Consider the following 17,449-nt stretch of genomic DNA (forward strand, 5'->3'; position numbering starts at 1 on the left):
CGCAGTTACTTTGTAAACAAGATGATAAGATTACCTGTTATTTGGAAAAAATCGTATATTTACGATATTCAAATAAATCCCGGGTAATAATGATGACGAGAACAGTTTTTATACTTTTGATATCGAGCCTTTGTACGCTAAGTTATTGTACGCCGAGGACCGAGCCTGCTCAAACCGAGGTCTTAACTCCTGTGGATTCTATATCGAAGGATTCCGCTGTGATCATGGAGACTTTGCCTCCCCATATCGAAATAGAGAAAGAGCTGCTTTACGATAAGCATACTTTAGAAGATACTTACCCCTATAAAGATACGACACGGGAGTTCCAGTGGGAGAAAATGAAAGAAAGATTATCCTTATTGGAGTCGATCCAAAGGGAGCCGTCTCAATGGGCGATCTTGCAGAACTATAAAAACAGGAATGGAGAGGCTCCTCTTGTAAAAGTCTTCAAGAGAGATGCCTATAAGAGGGTTTCCGATACGCTTGGTGTAGAACGCTATCAATCCGTCCCGCTTTATTTGCTGACTGATACCGTGATTCCCGAGATCTATGGACGTGACGGTAGCTTGGTTCGTATCAAGGCGATGGATGAGGATTCTAAATTCGCTCGTATACAAACCGTGTATGATGGGGAGGAGGAGTGGTATGCTCCGAAGAAATATATCAAGCAAATAGGGGATACGGTAGTCTTCGATAAGGCGATCTTCGTGGATCGTCATAACCAGAATATCGCGACCTTGGAGCACGTCGGCTCAAAATGGTTGGTTCGTAGCATGAACCCTGCGACTACCGGACAGCATCGTCCTCCTTATGCGCAGGAAACCCCGTTGGGAATGTATGTTCTCCAAGAAAAAAAGTCTCGCATGATCTATTTGGTAGACGGTTCCAAGGAGACAGGTGGATTCGCTCCTTATGCCAACCGTTTTACGAATGGGGCGTATATCCATGGCGTACCGGTCAACGCTCCTCGTAAATCGTTGATCGAATATAGTCCTTCGTTGGGAACGACACCACGGTCTCATATGTGTGTGAGAAACGCGACTTCGCATGCGCAATTTGTTTACGATTGGGCGCCTGTTAATGAGACGATTGTTTTTGTATTAGAATAAAAATCATAACTTTGCGGCGTTATTGTTTTTTAGTATGCGAAGGATTTTCTTGTATTTGTTTTTTATTGTCTTGTCTGTAGGTTCAATTTCAACCGGTGGCGTTTTGCGTGCCCTATCTCCGGAAACGGGATCAACGTCTGTGGCGGTTATGGGGCGCCAATTATATGAGGAGATGCGATTGGATCAATGGGTTTGTTTCGATGCGTTTATGCAGGGGCTTAGAGGTTCCGAGAAGATTGATCGGAAAAATAAGGATATCCTTACATTGATCGATTTCTCTAAACCTTCTACGGCGGAGCGTATGGTTGTATTGGATATACGGCAAAAGAGAATACTTTACACCTCTTTGGTTTCTCACGGTAAGAATAGCGGAGGGAATTATGCGACCTCTTTCTCGAACGAGAACGGTTCCCACAAAAGCTCTTTAGGATTTTATCTGACGGAAAATACGTACCAAGGCCGGAATGGCTATTCGCTTATCCTAAATGGATTGGAAAAAGGAATAAATGATTTGGCTAAGCAAAGGGCGATTGTAATTCATGGCGCCTCTTATTCCGATCCTTCTGTGGCAGCTTCCTCGGGTCGGTTAGGACGTAGCTTTGGTTGCCCTGCGTTGCCTGTATCTGTCAGTAAGCCAATTATTAATACGATAAAGAATGGAACCCTTTTATTTATTTACGCCAACGATAAGAACTATCTGACGCAAAGTTCCATTCTATCCACTCAACAAGAAAATGATATTTTTCATGAAAAAAGTTACCAAAAAGTTTTGTAGTTTAAAATAAAGGCGTACCTTTGCACCGCAATCAGAGATAAACACTATGAATTGCAAAACGGGGTGTAGCGCAGTCCGGTTAGCGCACCTGCTTTGGGAGCAGGGGGTCCCAAGTTCGAATCTTGGTACCCCGACTTAGGAAAAGGGAAATGGTTGATATCCAACTGTTTCCCTTTTTTTGTGTCCTGCCCTTAAATCTAAAGGATAGTCAACGATTGTAATCAAAACAATTGTTCGTATCTTCAAGTAAAAAACATTCTTCTTACTATATACAAATATAATTACTATCTCATCTATTTCCAGATTATCGCCGTGGAATATATAGACCACGTCGTGATTTGTATATTCCACGTCTTGATCTGTACAGACCACGTCGTGGTTTGTAGAATTATACAGTATGCGCATAAGAATTCATAGGCTATCGAGCAAGAATTCATATAGGAGCGGAGCGTTTTTTGCTTATGGAGAAGAGGAGACGCTCTTACGTGTCAAAGTGGGAATAGTGTCAAACAATTAGACAGCGTTGTCAAAATATTGGACAGTTCTAAAAGAATGGCTTTTTGTTATCTGGTTGTTGTTTAGCTGTTTATGTGTTTTGGCACGTTCTTTGCTATTATTTTAAGTAGAAAATAATAGAGCAATGAAACAAATATTACTTACAACAGTTCTTTCTCTCAGTTTCGCTACCGCGACGGTGGCCCAAGAGAAACTTTGGACTTTGGATGAATGTATGCGCTATGCCGTGGAAAACAGCCCATCGGTTAAAAAGCAAGTTTATACATCAGATACGTATAAGGCGGAACGGAATGCCGCCGTAGCTTCTTTTTTCCCGGCGGCATCGGCTAAGGTCGGAGCGCAATATAGTTTTGGCCGTTCGATTGACCCTGCGACCAATACCTATGAGAATACTTCTACGTTTAATAATAACTATGGCCTCGACGCTTCTATTCCTATTTTTACGGGCGGACAGCTGATCAATCAATGGTTGATGGCAAAATCCAATCGCCGTATGGGAGTTAATGACATCCAGAAAGCGAAAGATGATTTAGCGATGAAAGCTATGCAGGCTTATATGGATGTGGTATATTATAAAGGAACGATTCGTATGGCGGCCGAGAAATTGGAGGAGAGTAACCGTACCTTATATAAGACTCGCCGGCAAGAAGAGCTGGGTTTGAAAGGGAAAGCGGATGTAGCTCAATTCGAGGCTCAAGTAGCGGCCGATGATTATACATTGACCCACCAGCAGAATCTTTTCAATACGGCCTTGCTTACCTTGAGGGAATGTATGAATTATCCATCAGATTTAGAACTGGAGGTAGATACTTTATTACCGGATATCAATTATATCCCGGAAGTAGAGAATGTGGCGGAGATTTTCGCTTATGCGTCCGGGAATAACCCTACCGCCTTGCAAGCCGAGTATCAATTAACGCAAAGTAAATACCAATATCGTATTTATAAAGGAAAGTTGCTGCCGAGCATTTATTTGAATGCCGGAATCTCTACGAGTTATTTCGAGAACCTGAAGTCTGATAATGCCCCGGAAGGTTTCAAGGATCAGTTTAAAAATAACCGTGGTGAATATGTATCTTTTAGCCTTAGCTTTCCCTTGTTCGATGGTTTGAGCAGACTAACGAACGCTCGTCGTTACCGTAACAATATGCGGATCGCACGGGAGACAAGGACAGAGGTCTTTCGCCAGTTGCAGACAGCGGTAGAGCAATCGGTCTTGGATCGTGAGGGATACGCTAAAGAGGCCATACAGATGGATAAGAAGGTGAAATCGGATGAGTTGGCTTATCGTGTTACCCTACGGAAGTACGAGGAAGGCCTGATGAGCACGCTGGATGTACAGACAAGCGCGAATACGCTGTTGGAGTCCAAGGCCAATCTGCTTCAAAAGCGATTGATGTACTTATTGAAAAGCAAGTTGGTAGATTATTATAAGGGCAAGCCTCTTATCAATGAATAAGAATTGAGAACATAGAATTTAGATGATAATAAAAAATATAGAATACGATGGATATACAATTAGAGAAAAAGAAAGGTCTTCAGAAGAAGCATATTCCTTATGTAGCGGGTGGCGTGTTGTTCGTTATCTTGTTGGGATGGATTATCTTTGGTGATCATGCTTCTACGTTGAAAGTGGACGCGAGAGGGATTAGCATCGGTAATGTGACCCGTGAGCAATTCAACGACTTCTTTCGTATGGATGGTCAGGTGCAACCTATCACGGTCGTGCAGCTTAGCCCCGAGGAGGGCGGTATCGTACAGGAGAAAGTCGTGGAAGAGGGTGCCCAAGTGAAGAAAGGCGATATCATTGTTCGTCTGAGCAACTCAAATCTAGATTTGCAGATCTTGAACGCTGAGGCCGAGTTGGCGGAGAAGCAGAACTTCCTTCGTAATACGCAGGTTACCATGGAGCAGGATAAGCTGACCAATCAGATGGAGAAACTTCAATACGATATGGACATGAACCGGGCCCGCCGCTCGTTCAACCAACAAGAGCAGTTGTATAAAGAGAACTTGATCGCCAAGGAGGATTATCTGAAAGCGAAGGAGGACTTCGAGTTAGCCTCTCAAAAGCACGCCTTGATTACCGAGCGCTTGCGCCAAGACTCTATCTCCCGCACGATCCAGATGGATGAGATGGAGGCCAGCTTGGCGAACATGCGGAAGAATATCCTGTTGATCCGCGAACGTAAGGAAAACTTGAATGTCCGTTCCCAGATCGACGGTGAGTTGGGACTGTTGGATGTCGTATTGGGGCAAAGTATCAATCCGGGACAAAAGATCGGCCAGATTAACGACCTTTCCGATTATAAGATTGAGGCCATGATCGACGAGCATTATATAGACCGTGTGAAACCGGGCTTAAGTGCCGCTTTCGAGCGTCAAGGCTCGTCTTTCGACTTAACGGTGCGCAAAGTTTATCCCGAGGTTCGTGATGGTAAGTTCCGTACGGATTTCGTTTTCACGGGTGAGCGTCCGGATAATATCCGTAGTGGACAGACCTACTATATCAACTTGGAGCTGGGGCAACCTACCGAGAGTATCATTATCCCGAAGGGAACTTTCTTCCAGAGCACGGGCGGAAGCTGGATATTTGTTCTTGATCCGGATGGAAAGAAAGCTTACAGGCGTTCTATCAAGATCGGCCGTCAGAACCCGCAATATTATGAGGTTCTTGAAGGTCTGGAAGCCGGTGAGAAGGTGATTGTGTCCAGTTATGAGAGTTATAAGGATAATGAAGTGCTGGTGCTGGAATAAAATCGATATAATATGAAAAACATACTAATCGCCATTCGTTCCATTTTTAAGAAAGGGCGGCATAACGTGATGAAAATCGTATCGTTGGGAATCGGCTTAGCGGTAGGCTTGGTATTGATCGCTAAAGTCTATTTCGAACAATCGTATGATGATTTTTATCCGGATAGAGACCGGGTCTATCAAGTCTGGGCGAAATACCAGCAAAATGGAGGGGAGTTGAAGGATTATCCGCAAACAAGCGGTGGCATCGCTCCAACTATGCAACAACAGATACCCGAGATCGAGACCGTCACCCGATACACGAGTTTTGGAGACTGGACCTTTACGATGACCGACACCAAGATGAAATACTCCGGTCGTTGTATCATTGCGGATAGTTGTTTCTTTGATATTCTTCCTCGTCCTATGTTGATCGGAAATGCGAAAGAGGTTCTTTCCACCCCGATGTACGTGTTGATATCAAGTCGTATAGCGAAAAATATCGGAGGCGATGTTATCGGGAAAAACTTCACGGTAGACAATTCGCCGGGACGTACTATGACTATTGGTGGCGTTTTTGAGGAAGTTCCGGAAAATTCTCATTCCCGTTACGATGTAATTGTTTCCATGGCTTCGGCGGGTCGGTTCATGTGGGAGGGTTCGCCTACTAATATGTTGGGAAACGATCGTTACATAAGCTATGTGAAGTTGCACAAGGGGGTGAATCCTTTAGCTTTGGAGGAACAGGTGCGTACGTTTGTGAATTCTTATTTCCCTCCGGAGGAACAGCAAAAGGTCGGGTTAAGCATTGATTTCTCATTTCATAAGCTAGATAATCTACACAAGGAGTTGCCGCAAGTCAAGCGAATGACGTGGATACTTTCCTTACTGGCCTTCGCTTTGATCTTTACGGCGGTGATGAACTATATCTTGATCGTGATATCCTCTATCGTAAATCGCTCGAAGGAGGTGGCTGTCCATAAATGTTATGGGGCAAGCGAGAATAATATTCATGGTATGATGTTTGGTGAGGCGTTGGTACATATAGTGCTTTCACTGATCTTGGCCTTATTGTTGATCCTTGCGTTTAGAGGTACGGTAGAGGAGTTGTTGGCGACTTCGTTAGATTCCTTGCTCTTGTCTAATGGTAGCTTGGTCTTGCTAGGAATATGTATCTTGGTGTTTTTCGTATCTGGTTTTATGCCGGGATCATTATACGCCCGGATTCCGGTGGCCTCCGCTTTCCGTAATTACCGGGAGAATAAGCGTATCTGGAAGAAAGCCTTGTTGCTTGTCCAGTTTGTAGCCACGGGCTTTTTGGTAACGATGCTTGTTTTCGTTGCCCGTCAATATACGTTTATGGTGAACGATCGTCCGGGATATGCCTATGAGAACCTTGCCTACTGCGGGTTAGCTGGCGTGGACTCTACCTCTCGTGCCAAGATTCTGGATGAGGTGATGCGGCTTCCGGGGGTCGTTGCGGCTACCACCGTCTATCAATTGCCTTTCGAGCATGCTTCCGGTAATAATATTCTTTTACCGGGTGAGACTCAAGAGCTTTTTAATATCGCCGATCTCTATTGGGTAGGTAACGGATATTTGGACATGATGGAGATTCCCGTGATCCAAGGCCGCTCGTTCACGGAAAATGTGACCAATTCAAGAGAGGTGATGGTAGACCGCCGTTTCGTGGAGAAAATGAAATTGGTAGCGGGTTGGACGGATGATGTGATCGGGAAGGATATCTGCGTCACCGAGCATAGCAAATGGAATGAGGAGCCATTCACGATTTGCGGCGTGTATGAGAATATCCGTCTGGGAGGAATCTCGAACCAAGATATGCGGCCCTCCGTATTATTCTATGCGCATAAGCCCATGTACACCTTGCAGGTGAAGTTCCATGAGCTGACCAACGATAATATGGCTCGTTTACAGCAGAAGATATCCGAGACATTTCCGGATCGTGAACTGAGCGCTATCTCTTTCCGTTCCGAGATCATGGATCTATATAAGGACTCCCGCCAATTCCGTGATTCCGTGATGATCGGAGGTCTGGTCACGCTTCTTGTTACGTTGATAGGACTTATAGGCTATACGAATGATGAGGTGAGCCGTCGTCGTAAGGAGATCGCCGTCCGCCGGGTGAATGGAGCTACCTTATGGGATATATTGAGGTTGTTCATAAAGGATATCGGATATATCTGTATCTATGCGGTCATATTAGGCGGTGGCATAGCATACTTTGTCTTGCAAAAGTGGCAAGAGCAATTCACGGAGAAAGTACCTTTGTCATGGTACATATTCTTGGGTTGCGGCGTATGTGTCTTATTGATTATATATTCCGTGGTTTGTCTGGATGCCCGCAAGACGGCTAATGATAATCCGGTGAACTGCTTGAAATCTGAGTAATTGAAAATTTATAATTCATGAATAATTTATTGAACTTTAAGTCCTTTTTCAAGTTCCTCGGAAGGAATAAGGCTTATACGCTGATAGACGTGTTTGGTCTGTCTGTATCGTTGATGTTTGTGTTATTGATAGCGGTCTATACGGTACAGGAGATGTCTACAGATAAATTCCATACCAAGGCGGATCGTATCTATCTGGTCGGGAATGAAAATTGGATGGCCACCGGAGCTGCCATTCCTTATAAGATAAAGGAACGCTATCCGGAGGTAGAGAAAGTTTGCCCGGTAGTGGCAGATAATTCAAGCAATATAGTTGTAGTTTCCGGTGATCGGAAACTGAAGGCGAACGTGATGTTTGCGGACTCCACGTTCTTCGATTTCTTTGATTTCCGGCTGTTACAAGGCACTCGTGAGCAAGCGTTGGCCGCCGGGAACTATGCGGTGGTCTCCTCTTCGTTCGCCCGTAAGATGTTCGGAACGGATGATCCGATGGGACGGCAGTTAGTGGTGGGAGATACCATATCGGCTACTATAAACGGGGTGGTGGAGGATTTACTTCATTCCTCTATTCCCGAAGCGGATGTGATCGTGCGTTGGGAGCAGGTTAGCTGTTTTAACCCCAGCTTAGCCCCGGATCAGTTGGGGAATGCCGGAAGTACATCGGCTTTTGTCTTGGTGCGTGAGGGTAGTGATTTCCCTTCTCGTGCGGAGGATATGGCCCATTGGTTCAAGGAGTTTTATTGGCCGTATCAATATGGGACGGCAAAGGAGGTACGCATATTGCCGCTTAGTGAGCAGTATTTTGCGAAAGCCGCTTCTTACTCTTCTTTGCGAAAGGGAGATTGGCGTTTCGTGATCGTGCTGATGTCCGTAGGTTTCCTTATCTTGATTTTCGCGGTCATTAATTATATAAACTTGACGGTTGCCCAAGCGGGTTTCAGGGCGAAGGAGATGGCTACCCGGCGCCTTTTGGGTTCTTCACGGGGCGAGTTATTCATGCGCTTGATGCTGGAGTCTACTTTGCTTACGTTTATTTCTTTGGTTATCGGGGTTCTCCTTGCCTTGGCAGTCGTGCCGTTTGTCAATGATTTATTGCAGACACGTGTCGATATGAATGTATTGGGTAGACCTGTCTGGCTATTGGCTTTGGTTTCATTAACGGTTGTCGTGGGAGTTTTATCCGGCTTACTGCCTGCTATCATTATTTCTTCTTCTAAACCGATCGAGGTGGTAAGGGGTACGTTCCGGGCTAAGACGAAAATGGTATTCAGTAAGTTCTTTATCGTATTCCAAAATGTGATCACGATCACGATGATCGCCGCCTCTATCACGATGGTTTGCCAGATCGTTCATATGATCAACGCTCCTGTCGGATATAAAACGAAGAATTTATTGGCTATGCGATCGGTGGATGAAAGGCAGTTATCCGCTTTTGTCGGTGAGTTGAAAGGTTTGTCATGCGTAGATAGGGTCGGGAAGACTCAAGGATTGCCTTTATTCGGTAGTAATAATTGGACTTCTACTTATCAGGGGCAAAATATATCTTTTCAGCAATTCGTTATGGATAAGGATTGTTACGATATGCTGGGATTGGAGATTTTGCGTGATAACCATTTAACGACAGAGGGCTGGTTCCTAAACGAGCAAGCGATGCGTGAGATGAACTTATCGGAGGATGCGACCTCTTTTATGTTGGATAGGCACGAAAGGCCGATAGCGATAGCGGGTATCGTCCGGGATTTCTATTGCTTTGGAAATGTGACGACAGGGATGAACCCTGTCATGTTCCGTTTCTTGAAAGATAATGAAGCTCCTTGGATGATTTTGATCGAGACACAAGGTGATCCTTTCGCCGCAAAGGAGGCTATCGGTAAAGTATATGAGAAAGTGACCGGACTTGAGTTTGAGGCTTTCTTCATGGATGAGAGTTTACAAAACTCATTCGACTCGCAAATCCGTTTGGCAAAGATCGTAATCGTATTCTCGATAATCGCCATCCTTATTTCTTTGCTAGGCTTATTGGCGATGTCCACTTATTTTATCCAACAGCGTTTGCAAGAAGTATCCGTACGAAAGGTATTTGGTTCCAGCAACCGGCAGATATTGGTTAAGCTCGTATTCACGTTCTTGAACTATGTGCTGATCGCTTTCGTGATCGCCATACCTATTATTATGTACTTTATGAAAGATTGGCTGTCCGACTATTCGTATCGTATCGGTTTAAGCCCGCTGATATTTATCGCTGCCGGCTTATTCTGCCTCGTGATCTCGTTTGTCTCTGTCTTTTTCCAGAGCTACCGGGCTGCCACATCGAATCCGGTGGATAGCTTTAGGCATAGGCTTTAATTGTTAAGCATATCATAAAAGGTAATAACGCTTGTTTAAAAATAAGGGGGGAGTAAATACCGACTTTTGATACCTCCCCTTATTTATTCTTGTCTGTTTTTCTAGCCCTTCAGATCCCGAACAAGAACGGTAACGGCTTGCTGTCCTTGAAATCTTTGGCGGTGTTTCCGGCGTAAATCTCGCCGTTTGTGAGCGTTAGTTTCTTGATAGGTGTACCTGCCTTGAAGTCCAAGCTCTTGAAATCGACCCAAAAGATATCCGGGCTTAAAGTAGACTCGAAGTAATATACCTTATTCTTCTGGTCGGCTACCGTACGCCAGCGGGTAGAGGAGATATTCGGTTGATCCGGGGTCGTGATTCCCAGAGGTACCGATACGTTACGCATTACGCTGAATACCCCGGCTACCGCTTCCCGGAAATTACTTGTCTGCGGGATGGCGTGGATATAGAAAGAGGCACGCACGAAACGATCGGAAGCCCGGTTCGTACCCGGCAACATGACCAAGCCACCTATCTGTTGCCAGTAGTCGTTTAAGGTTAGTTGCTTATCGTATGTAGGGGAATTCGTCATGACTTGGCATTCCCGTCCCTCATGGATAACCAAGTTCCCATTTAGGTACTCGAAGATAGCGCTATTCCCTGATGCGTCCGAGATCGAGAGATGCAAGGTTGATTTCGCCCCGTTCGGAAGATCCGGATCGTCGATGCGGAAGACCTCCTTGCTTAACTCGGCAACCGCCTCATCTACCGTGGCGAAATTATCGAGTACATACTGCGTCCAGATGCTAAGCCCCATAACCGGGCGGTTATCGTCCGGTCGGAAATAAGATGACTCGGTGAGGAACAATAGGTTGGCTACAAGTCCCTTCTCGTTCATGCCGTCGCACGTACCGATATCATACCCGGCGGTCACCACGCTTCCGTATTTCGAGGTCCATTGGATGGTATTATCGGATATCGCTCCCCTTCTCTGTACGCCCCGGGGGAAGAGATACAGGTTGGATTGCGGGTCCTCTTTCCAATCCATGGTACGTCCGGTTACGACCATATCGTCCGGCCCGAGGTAAACGGCCCTTGTACACGCCTCGCTTCCCATAGGGTTCATGAACATGAACAAGCCGGCGAAAAGAGAGGCCAGTGTTAAATTCTTTGATTTCATAAGATCTATATTATTAGGATAATCTATTTATGAAACAAGTGGCTTTAAGGAATGTTTTAGAATGATATACGGGATACGGAGCCGTGTGAACAACCCCCATTTCGTTTTTAGGCTTTCAAAATTCGTTTTGTTCGTAAAGGAGTCTTATTTTTCAAGTTTTTAAAGAACTTCGCGTATCGATTAAATAAGAAACATATGAATTTAAATTCTATATCATGACAGCAAAACAAAAAATGTCACGCCGTAACTTCATACGGAGTTCGGTCGTTATGGGTGGCGCATGGATGGTGGCAGGTTCTATACCTGTAGAGAGTATCGCAGGCGAAGTGAGGCCGGAGATTGCGAAAAGCGAATCCTCTGCCGGAGTTTCGAAGGTATATATGTTGAAAGATATCACTCCTCAGAACATGATCCGTCTCTACGACGCCTTGGGACGGAAGGCCAAGGGGAAAGTGGCGGTGAAGCTCTCTACCGGAGAGCCGGGAGGCCATAACTTCCTGCAACCTACACTTATCAAAGACTTGGTAAAGAAAGTAAACGGTACGATCGTGGAATGTAACACGGCTTACGGAGGCGGACGCGCGGATACCGACAGCCATTTGAAAGCCGCCGCCGATCATGGCTTCACGGCCATCGCTAAGGTGGATATCATGGATGCCGACGGCGAGGTGGCTCTTCCGGTTCAAGGCGGTAAACACCTGAAAGAGGATTTCGTAGGCTCCCATTATCTGGATTATGATTTTACGGTCGTCCTTTCCCATTTCAAGGGACATGCCATGGGCGGTTTCGGGGGAGCGCTGAAAAATATCTCTATCGGTATAGCCTCATCCGCCGGAAAGGCTTGGATACATACGGCGGGTAAGACGAAAACCGACTTGTGGAACAACCTTCCCGAACAGGATCATTTCTTGGAATCAATGGCCGAGGCGGCTAAGGCCGTGACTACCCATTGTGGCGAAAATATACTTTATATCAGCGTAATGAATCGACTCTCCGTAGATTGCGATTGCGATTCGAACCCGGAAGAGCCGAAAATGGCGGATATCGGTATGCTAGCCTCACTCGATCCCGTGGCCTTGGATAAGGCTTGCGTAGATATGGTTTACGCCTCGCCGGACCCTGGCCGTGTCCACTTGATCGAGCGCATGGAATCCCGCCATGGCATCCATATCGTCGAGCATGCGGAGGCGTTGGGTATGGGAAGCCAGCGGTATGATTTGGTCTCCTTGGACGATAAATAATATCGTAAATTAAAAACATTTAATAACTTCCTTTTTATCGGGCTTATTACCTCAAAGGCGTTATCTTTGCCCATGAATAAATAACAGTTTTGGGAGTACAAACTAAAAACGATTTGATTATGTTCTCAGGTATTGTAGAAGAAGCGGCTCAGGTAGTAGCCCTCCAATCCGATAAAGGAAACCTTCATCTGACGATGAAGTGCTCATTCGTGAATGAGCTGAAAATAGATCAGAGCGTGGCTCACAACGGCGTTTGCCTTACGGTGGTAAGCATGACGGAAGATACGTATACGGTTACCGCTATCAAGGAGACCTTGGAACGTTCGAACCTCGGGAACCTGAAAGTGGGCGATAAGGTGAACTTGGAGCGTAGCATGTTGATGAACGGCCGTCTGGACGGGCATATCGTACAGGGGCACGTGGACCAGACTGCCGTTTGTGCGGAGGTGAAGGAGGCGGACGGCAGCTGGTACTATACGTTCGAGTACGCTTTTGATAAGGAGATGGCCCGGCAGGGGTATATGACCGTGGAGAAAGGCTCCGTTTGCGTGAACGGCGTCAGTCTGACGGTATGCAACTCCCAGCAAAACAGTTTCCAAGTCGCTATCATCCCTTATACGCACGATAACACGAACTTTTGCCAGATCGAGAAAGGTACGGTAGTGAACCTAGAGTTCGATATTGTCGGGAAGTATATCAGCAAGATGATGCAGTTTAAATAAGGTTCGAAGAATTTCCTATCCATAAAAGGCTTTAGCGGTATCTGATGATCCCGGCTAGAGCCTTTTCTATCTACAGACAATCTTAATTCCGTGCGTGTACGATTAAAAACGTTTTAAGTAAATTTTCACTAACCAAAACTATCCTTGTAAATCCCGAAAAACGAAACGTGATGGTTGTGAAAAACGAAATGCGTTTTTTCTATCAAAAACGAAATGTGCTTCAAATTTAATCCGCAAAGCAACCGTCCATTTGCAAAATCAAAGCAAAACACCTTCTTTTCATTAAAAAATAAACGGCATTCAAATGGACTTCTAACCCTATTTGAATACCGTCTTTTTATTGCCGGCTGTGGTAAAAAAGCGTCTACTAAAGTTGTTTATTCCGTACTTTTTTCGTACCTTTACAAGGTAGTTAAGATGGATTGTTATAGCCTTTTATCGTATGTCGAATAGGCTTCTACTTGCGGGACGCGACGTATAATACCTTTCCCGATGTTGTCTAAACAACGTCCTAACGTCCGGATCATGGCCGGAATGATTTCTTGCTCATAAAAGATGCGAGGCCGCACACCATAGTCTATTTTTACTATCTCCTGCTCGCAAATATCGCCGGTGTCATAGCCGGAGTCTGCCCAAAACCATGTGGCGGCGGTTATCGGTTCCCCTCGTTTATACGCCCATTTGATAGATGATGCCCCGCGCCCGTAAGGTAGTGGAGAGGGATGGAATATCAACATACCCCAGTTCGCCTCTTTCAGTTCCTCATCGGAAACTTTCACCGTAAGGAGTGGCGCAATGGCAAGATCACACCGATACCCATCACACCAAAGCGTATGCCCTTTTGCCTTAACGAACATTTCGGCCGCTTTGAATGCCACCGACTCGCAATTTCCCAATATTTTAATAACCATTCCCTATATATTTAAATGTCTGAACCGCCCTGAAATGGCCGCCATAACCGGTTGCCGCACGATCAGACTTATTTAACCTTTGGGCCGAACGTGTCATCGAAGCCGCGCTGCGCCCTTTATTATCCCCATATAAACGCGCTCCGGTTTGTATCCACTTTTTAGAGTGGCGTAACGCCCCACATAGTTGCGGGTGTGAGGTGTGAAAGAATACCGGGTAAGGTTTACCACATCTACCATGTCCCTGAAGATGATATTCACAAACGGCCGCTAAAAATTTAGTACCAACGCCTATTCCCTGCCATTCGGGAAGTACTACCAACCGGGTGGACCGGTAAGCCTTTGCCGTAAAGAGTGGTGTTACCGCTAAATGACAGACGGGCTCACCACCGACAAAGCCAACGAAATACTCGGCCGCAACCGGCATAGGAAGGTCTAAATAATAATGCTGCTTAAACAATCTTGGGAATATAGTTCCCCTGACTTTATAAATTTGAAGTTCGAGTTTTGAACGTTGCCGAAGGCAGTCACGGTCATAGAACCGTGCCTCCGCAGTATCATACACCCAGTCGGGCTGTAACCATTCGATTATATCATAGTGGCAGGAGAGAAGTACGATCTGCCCGTCCCCACGTCTCCATGTCTTTGAGAATGCGGCGGCCCCTACCTTGGCTATCTGTCGGTCTATGACAGACGTAAATTCATCCACTACAGCGTGTTCCGGTCGTTCACACGCCAAACGTGCGAGACCCGCCCGGAATTTCTCTCCATTACTCAACACGTGGAACGGCCGGAGCCACGCCGGAACATCGCCGAGGCCAACGGCTGAAAGCATACCCGTCACCGTGTTAAAGTCCCCATCGGGGGCGATACAATCCACAATAGGTTTATTCTTATCCCAGCCGGAATAGAGGTCATAAATAGGTTCTTTGAAAATCTTACTTCCAATACTGGTTTTTCCGCTACCGGATGGACCGACAATCAGTCCGATTTGCCATACCCGGTTTTCGATGGGTAGTTCTACCGTCTTTTTCCAGTCGCAGCCTTTCTCCGCGTTGAAAAGGCTTTTTACCCGTGCGGCCCGATAGCTGTTGAAGTCGCTACAATGATGTTGTACCTCTATTCTCATACATTCACCACTTTAAGGGTTAGACCTTCTTTCAGGAGACGCTCATAAATCTCCTTTTGCTCTTTTTCATCTGCACAAATGACGATCACGCCATATTGCGGCTTGTAAGTGTACTTGCCCATACTTGTCTCGTTTTAAGGATTTGGGACAAAGGTAGAACCAAACTATCTAGTGAGCGAATTTACGCCTGACCTTGCACTGCACGGCCTATGCAGTCGCTTGATAAATAGCGAATGATACCGTACACCTTTCGCTCGCTCAAGGCATATTTGTCAGAAAGGACGGCCACGATATAGGTTGTCTTTTCACCCGCCGCCCGCATTCGGGTATAATCATCGAACAAATCGACATACAAACAATCGCTTGTCCTTATTCCGGCATTAAATAGACGCTGGAGCAATTCCTTATTGAAAGAAAGTATCTCGTATATTGTCATAATCTCCAAAAATTAAAGTATATTTGTATTGCCAATCACATAAAACAAAACGAGACATCGCGGCTGAAGGCTTACAGCCCCCGGTCGTGCGGTGTCTCGCATTTGTTCGTTAGTATGTGATTGGCGTCTTTACTAACAGCCGGGGGCTTTCTTTTTTGCCTGTCCCCGATAAGGTCTCTAAGTTGTCTTGATAAAATCAATCGACAATCATTGCTTTTATTACAAGAATAAAGAATTCAATAAATATTTCTTTAGGATCTATCCCGATCTCTTTTTTATAAGCTTAACTTCCAGTCGAAAATGGCAATACGCTTATAGAAAAAGAATCACTGGACGCAGTATAGCTTATAAATACAATCTGCATCCCTGCATAGCCATTTATTCCGGGACCAGCTATTATATACTCCAAAATAGCGTCACCATCATTTGTGACATGAGCGATAAGCGTATTGAGATAAATTGGATTCTTATAATCTAATCCCATGGATTCAGGAATACTCGTTCGTAATATGTATCCTTTTTTAGCGGCCTCGATATATCTTTTAAATTCGCTTAAAGAAAAGAACGCAGACCTTATCTCTTCAGATGTCGATTGGGATGTCAAGGCATAAACCTCTGGGCTAACCGTTTCATAGTTTATGGCAGATTTAAGATTTATATCTTTTTTATCAGATACAAGATAAGCTGTTTTAATCCCGGATATTTGAATATAATGTGAGACAAGAAACTTATCAACATAAGATATGTTTATATAGCGAAGTACACTAGCAGCTATATGCCCTCCCAGGTTAACGCAAGAACGGTTATTTCCTGTTCCTGTGGAAGCATCAACAATATAGAATTTAGTTGTCGTTTTTTTTGCCAATTCTATTATATGATCTAATCCTCCAAGAGGATTGAATACAGCCGCTACCTCCTCTTTTGTAGATGTTTTTGTCAAATCAAAGATTGAGGAAGGTAAATAAAATTCTTCACCTCCGCTTTCGTAGAAACACACAGAATAGGTAAACTTATCATCCGCCGCATCTTTGCACGTTACTTTGACAGTCTTGAGCACTCCTCCTTGTCCTATATATGACAATTCCATCTCTCCCGTGCTTGAGCCCATAGTAGCGTACACATAACATGCGTAATTACCGATGAATAACGATGGAAATTCTTCATTGTAATCTGCAGATTGCCCAGATGATAATAAATAGATTATGTACGCAAGATTTCCGTTCTCTTGGATTGGATCAAGCCCGAATGCCGCCAAGATCTCATCGCTGGTGGATGCCGAGGTCAAGCCCAATACAGCTGCCGGGAATTTGTAAACGTCCTTGATATCATACAATTTTTTGACTTGTTGAGTGCTCATCAATCCAGATTCATTTAGGGTAGCGATATTGAGTGCGGAAAACGTTCCATCCGTTGATCCATCGTTAGAGGGCTTGAACACGTAGTTCCTCACGGCTTTCAGCTCCGCCGCGTTCATCACGTTCACGTTTCCTCCGCCGCTTCCTTCCCCGGAGCCGCCGGATATGGATATGTTGCCGGTACCCAGCAACGACTGCCCGTTGATGGTCTTCAGGCCGGTCTCCTTGACGAACTTGCTGTCGTTCGTCAGCTGGCTTGTCTTGGACGGGATGGCGGTGTCGGAAGGCAACGCGCCTACCTCGCTGGCCGTGTAGGAGGGCTTGGTCTGGGAGTTTACCCAGCCCGGCTTGTTGAGCACCTTGCTCCAGTCCACCGAGTCTGCCACGCCACCTCCGGAGCCGCCGGATATGGTCAGGTCGCCGGTTCCCAGCAGGGAATGCCCGTTCACGGTCTTCAGCCCGGTCTCCTTGACGAACTTGCTGTCGTTCTCCAGGTCACTTGTCTTGGACGGGATCTTGGTGTCGCCGTCCATCACCTTGGCGGGTAAGGCCGCCACCTTCGCCAAGAGCTCGTTGATCTTGGCCGTCGTGTAATTCAATAGTCCCATC

General features: G+C 45.6%; 14 protein-coding genes and 1 tRNA gene. 9 read left to right on the forward strand and 6 right to left on the reverse strand.

The annotated features are described in order from the left end of the window. Positions 1–89 precede the first annotated feature (89 nt). The 7 genes from D7V92_RS09405 to D7V92_RS09440 all read left to right on the forward strand — a co-directional run bounded on the left by D7V92_RS09405 (position 90) and on the right by D7V92_RS09440 (position 9,890). The gene (locus tag D7V92_RS09405; RefSeq protein ID WP_036612293.1) at positions 90–1,109 is read left to right on the forward strand and encodes a L,D-transpeptidase; all 1,020 of its coding nucleotides are present in this window, start codon (positions 90–92) and stop codon (positions 1,107–1,109) included. Positions 1,110–1,143: 34 nt separating this feature from the next. Further along, the gene (locus D7V92_RS09410; RefSeq protein ID WP_005866080.1) at positions 1,144–1,884 is read left to right on the forward strand and encodes a murein L,D-transpeptidase catalytic domain family protein; all 741 of its coding nucleotides are present in this window, start codon (positions 1,144–1,146) and stop codon (positions 1,882–1,884) included. A gap of 59 nt (positions 1,885–1,943) precedes the next feature. Next, positions 1,944–2,018 (forward strand) — tRNA-Pro (locus D7V92_RS09415). A gap of 506 nt (positions 2,019–2,524) precedes the next feature. Continuing rightward, the gene (locus D7V92_RS09425; protein WP_121772771.1) at positions 2,525–3,859 is read left to right on the forward strand and encodes a TolC family protein; all 1,335 of its coding nucleotides are present in this window, start codon (positions 2,525–2,527) and stop codon (positions 3,857–3,859) included. Positions 3,860–3,906: 47 nt separating this feature from the next. Next, the gene (locus D7V92_RS09430) at positions 3,907–5,157 is read left to right on the forward strand and encodes an efflux RND transporter periplasmic adaptor subunit (RefSeq protein ID WP_005861993.1); all 1,251 of its coding nucleotides are present in this window, start codon (positions 3,907–3,909) and stop codon (positions 5,155–5,157) included. A gap of 12 nt (positions 5,158–5,169) precedes the next feature. Next, the gene (locus tag D7V92_RS09435) at positions 5,170–7,545 is read left to right on the forward strand and encodes an ABC transporter permease (protein WP_121772772.1); all 2,376 of its coding nucleotides are present in this window, start codon (positions 5,170–5,172) and stop codon (positions 7,543–7,545) included. A gap of 17 nt (positions 7,546–7,562) precedes the next feature. Beyond that, positions 7,563–9,890 carry an ABC transporter permease gene (locus D7V92_RS09440; RefSeq protein ID WP_121772773.1) on the forward strand — a complete coding sequence of 776 codons (2,328 nt, stop codon included), beginning with the start codon at positions 7,563–7,565 and terminating at the stop codon, positions 9,888–9,890. Positions 9,891–9,999: 109 nt separating this feature from the next. Here the strand turns inward: D7V92_RS09440 and D7V92_RS09445 are convergent, their stop codons facing one another. Continuing rightward, a complete protein-coding gene (locus tag D7V92_RS09445) occupies positions 10,000–11,049 on the reverse strand; it encodes a linear amide C-N hydrolase (protein WP_005862000.1) in 1,050 nt (349 codons plus the stop codon). A 215-nt stretch (positions 11,050–11,264) separates the two neighbouring features. On the opposite strand from D7V92_RS09445, the gene D7V92_RS09450 reads away from it, so the two are divergent. Together D7V92_RS09450 and D7V92_RS09455 are read left to right on the forward strand one after the other, a co-directional pair. Then, on the forward strand, positions 11,265–12,290 hold the full coding sequence (locus D7V92_RS09450) for a DUF362 domain-containing protein (protein ID WP_121772774.1): 1,026 nt from the start codon (positions 11,265–11,267) through the stop codon (positions 12,288–12,290). A gap of 119 nt (positions 12,291–12,409) precedes the next feature. Then, the gene (locus tag D7V92_RS09455; protein WP_005862004.1) at positions 12,410–13,012 is read left to right on the forward strand and encodes a riboflavin synthase; all 603 of its coding nucleotides are present in this window, start codon (positions 12,410–12,412) and stop codon (positions 13,010–13,012) included. 425 nt (positions 13,013–13,437) lie between these two features. Here the strand turns inward: D7V92_RS09455 and D7V92_RS09460 are convergent, their stop codons facing one another. The 5 genes from D7V92_RS09460 to D7V92_RS09475 all read right to left on the reverse strand — a co-directional run bounded on the left by D7V92_RS09460 (position 13,438) and on the right by D7V92_RS09475 (position 17,448). Further along, on the reverse strand, positions 13,438–13,923 hold the full coding sequence (locus D7V92_RS09460) for a formyltransferase family protein (RefSeq protein WP_121735270.1): 486 nt from the start codon (positions 13,921–13,923) through the stop codon (positions 13,438–13,440). Next, the gene (locus tag D7V92_RS09465) at positions 13,913–15,049 is read right to left on the reverse strand and encodes a GNAT family N-acetyltransferase (RefSeq protein ID WP_121735269.1); all 1,137 of its coding nucleotides are present in this window, start codon (positions 15,047–15,049) and stop codon (positions 13,913–13,915) included. Before D7V92_RS09465 ends, D7V92_RS09460 begins: the two co-directional genes overlap by 11 nt. After that, positions 15,046–15,171: a hypothetical protein gene (locus tag D7V92_RS22620; protein WP_022192609.1), complete on the reverse strand. Its 126-nt coding sequence runs from the start codon at positions 15,169–15,171 to the stop codon at positions 15,046–15,048. Before D7V92_RS22620 ends, D7V92_RS09465 begins: the two co-directional genes overlap by 4 nt. Before the next feature lie 59 nt (positions 15,172–15,230). Continuing rightward, positions 15,231–15,485, reverse strand: a complete 255-nt coding sequence (locus tag D7V92_RS09470) for a hypothetical protein (RefSeq protein WP_121735268.1) — start codon at positions 15,483–15,485, stop codon at positions 15,231–15,233. Positions 15,486–15,768: 283 nt separating this feature from the next. Then, the gene (locus D7V92_RS09475; RefSeq protein WP_121735267.1) at positions 15,769–17,448 is read right to left on the reverse strand and encodes a hypothetical protein; all 1,680 of its coding nucleotides are present in this window, start codon (positions 17,446–17,448) and stop codon (positions 15,769–15,771) included. Between the last annotated feature and the right edge of the window lies 1 nt (position 17,449).

Origin of the sequence: Parabacteroides sp. CH2-D42-20 (genome assembly GCF_003670185.1) — a bacterium.
GTDB lineage: Bacteria > Bacteroidota > Bacteroidia > Bacteroidales > Tannerellaceae > Parabacteroides > Parabacteroides distasonis.

Coding starts and splice junctions, on each gene's coding strand:
- D7V92_RS09405 (WP_036612293.1), top strand. CDS start 90: ATGATGACGAGAACAGTTTTTATACTTTTGATATCGAGCCTTTGTACG.
- D7V92_RS09410 (WP_005866080.1), top strand. CDS start 1,144: ATGCGAAGGATTTTCTTGTATTTGTTTTTTATTGTCTTGTCTGTAGGT.
- D7V92_RS09425 (WP_121772771.1), top strand. CDS start 2,525: ATGAAACAAATATTACTTACAACAGTTCTTTCTCTCAGTTTCGCTACC.
- D7V92_RS09430 (WP_005861993.1), top strand. CDS start 3,907: ATGGATATACAATTAGAGAAAAAGAAAGGTCTTCAGAAGAAGCATATT.
- D7V92_RS09435 (WP_121772772.1), top strand. CDS start 5,170: ATGAAAAACATACTAATCGCCATTCGTTCCATTTTTAAGAAAGGGCGG.
- D7V92_RS09440 (WP_121772773.1), top strand. CDS start 7,563: ATGAATAATTTATTGAACTTTAAGTCCTTTTTCAAGTTCCTCGGAAGG.
- D7V92_RS09445 (WP_005862000.1), bottom strand. CDS start 11,049: ATGAAATCAAAGAATTTAACACTGGCCTCTCTTTTCGCCGGCTTGTTC.
- D7V92_RS09450 (WP_121772774.1), top strand. CDS start 11,265: ATGACAGCAAAACAAAAAATGTCACGCCGTAACTTCATACGGAGTTCG.
- D7V92_RS09455 (WP_005862004.1), top strand. CDS start 12,410: ATGTTCTCAGGTATTGTAGAAGAAGCGGCTCAGGTAGTAGCCCTCCAA.
- D7V92_RS09460 (WP_121735270.1), bottom strand. CDS start 13,923: ATGGTTATTAAAATATTGGGAAATTGCGAGTCGGTGGCATTCAAAGCG.
- D7V92_RS09465 (WP_121735269.1), bottom strand. CDS start 15,049: ATGAGAATAGAGGTACAACATCATTGTAGCGACTTCAACAGCTATCGG.
- D7V92_RS22620 (WP_022192609.1), bottom strand. CDS start 15,171: ATGGGCAAGTACACTTACAAGCCGCAATATGGCGTGATCGTCATTTGT.
- D7V92_RS09470 (WP_121735268.1), bottom strand. CDS start 15,485: ATGACAATATACGAGATACTTTCTTTCAATAAGGAATTGCTCCAGCGT.
- D7V92_RS09475 (WP_121735267.1), bottom strand. CDS start 17,448: ATGGGACTATTGAATTACACGACGGCCAAGATCAACGAGCTCTTGGCG.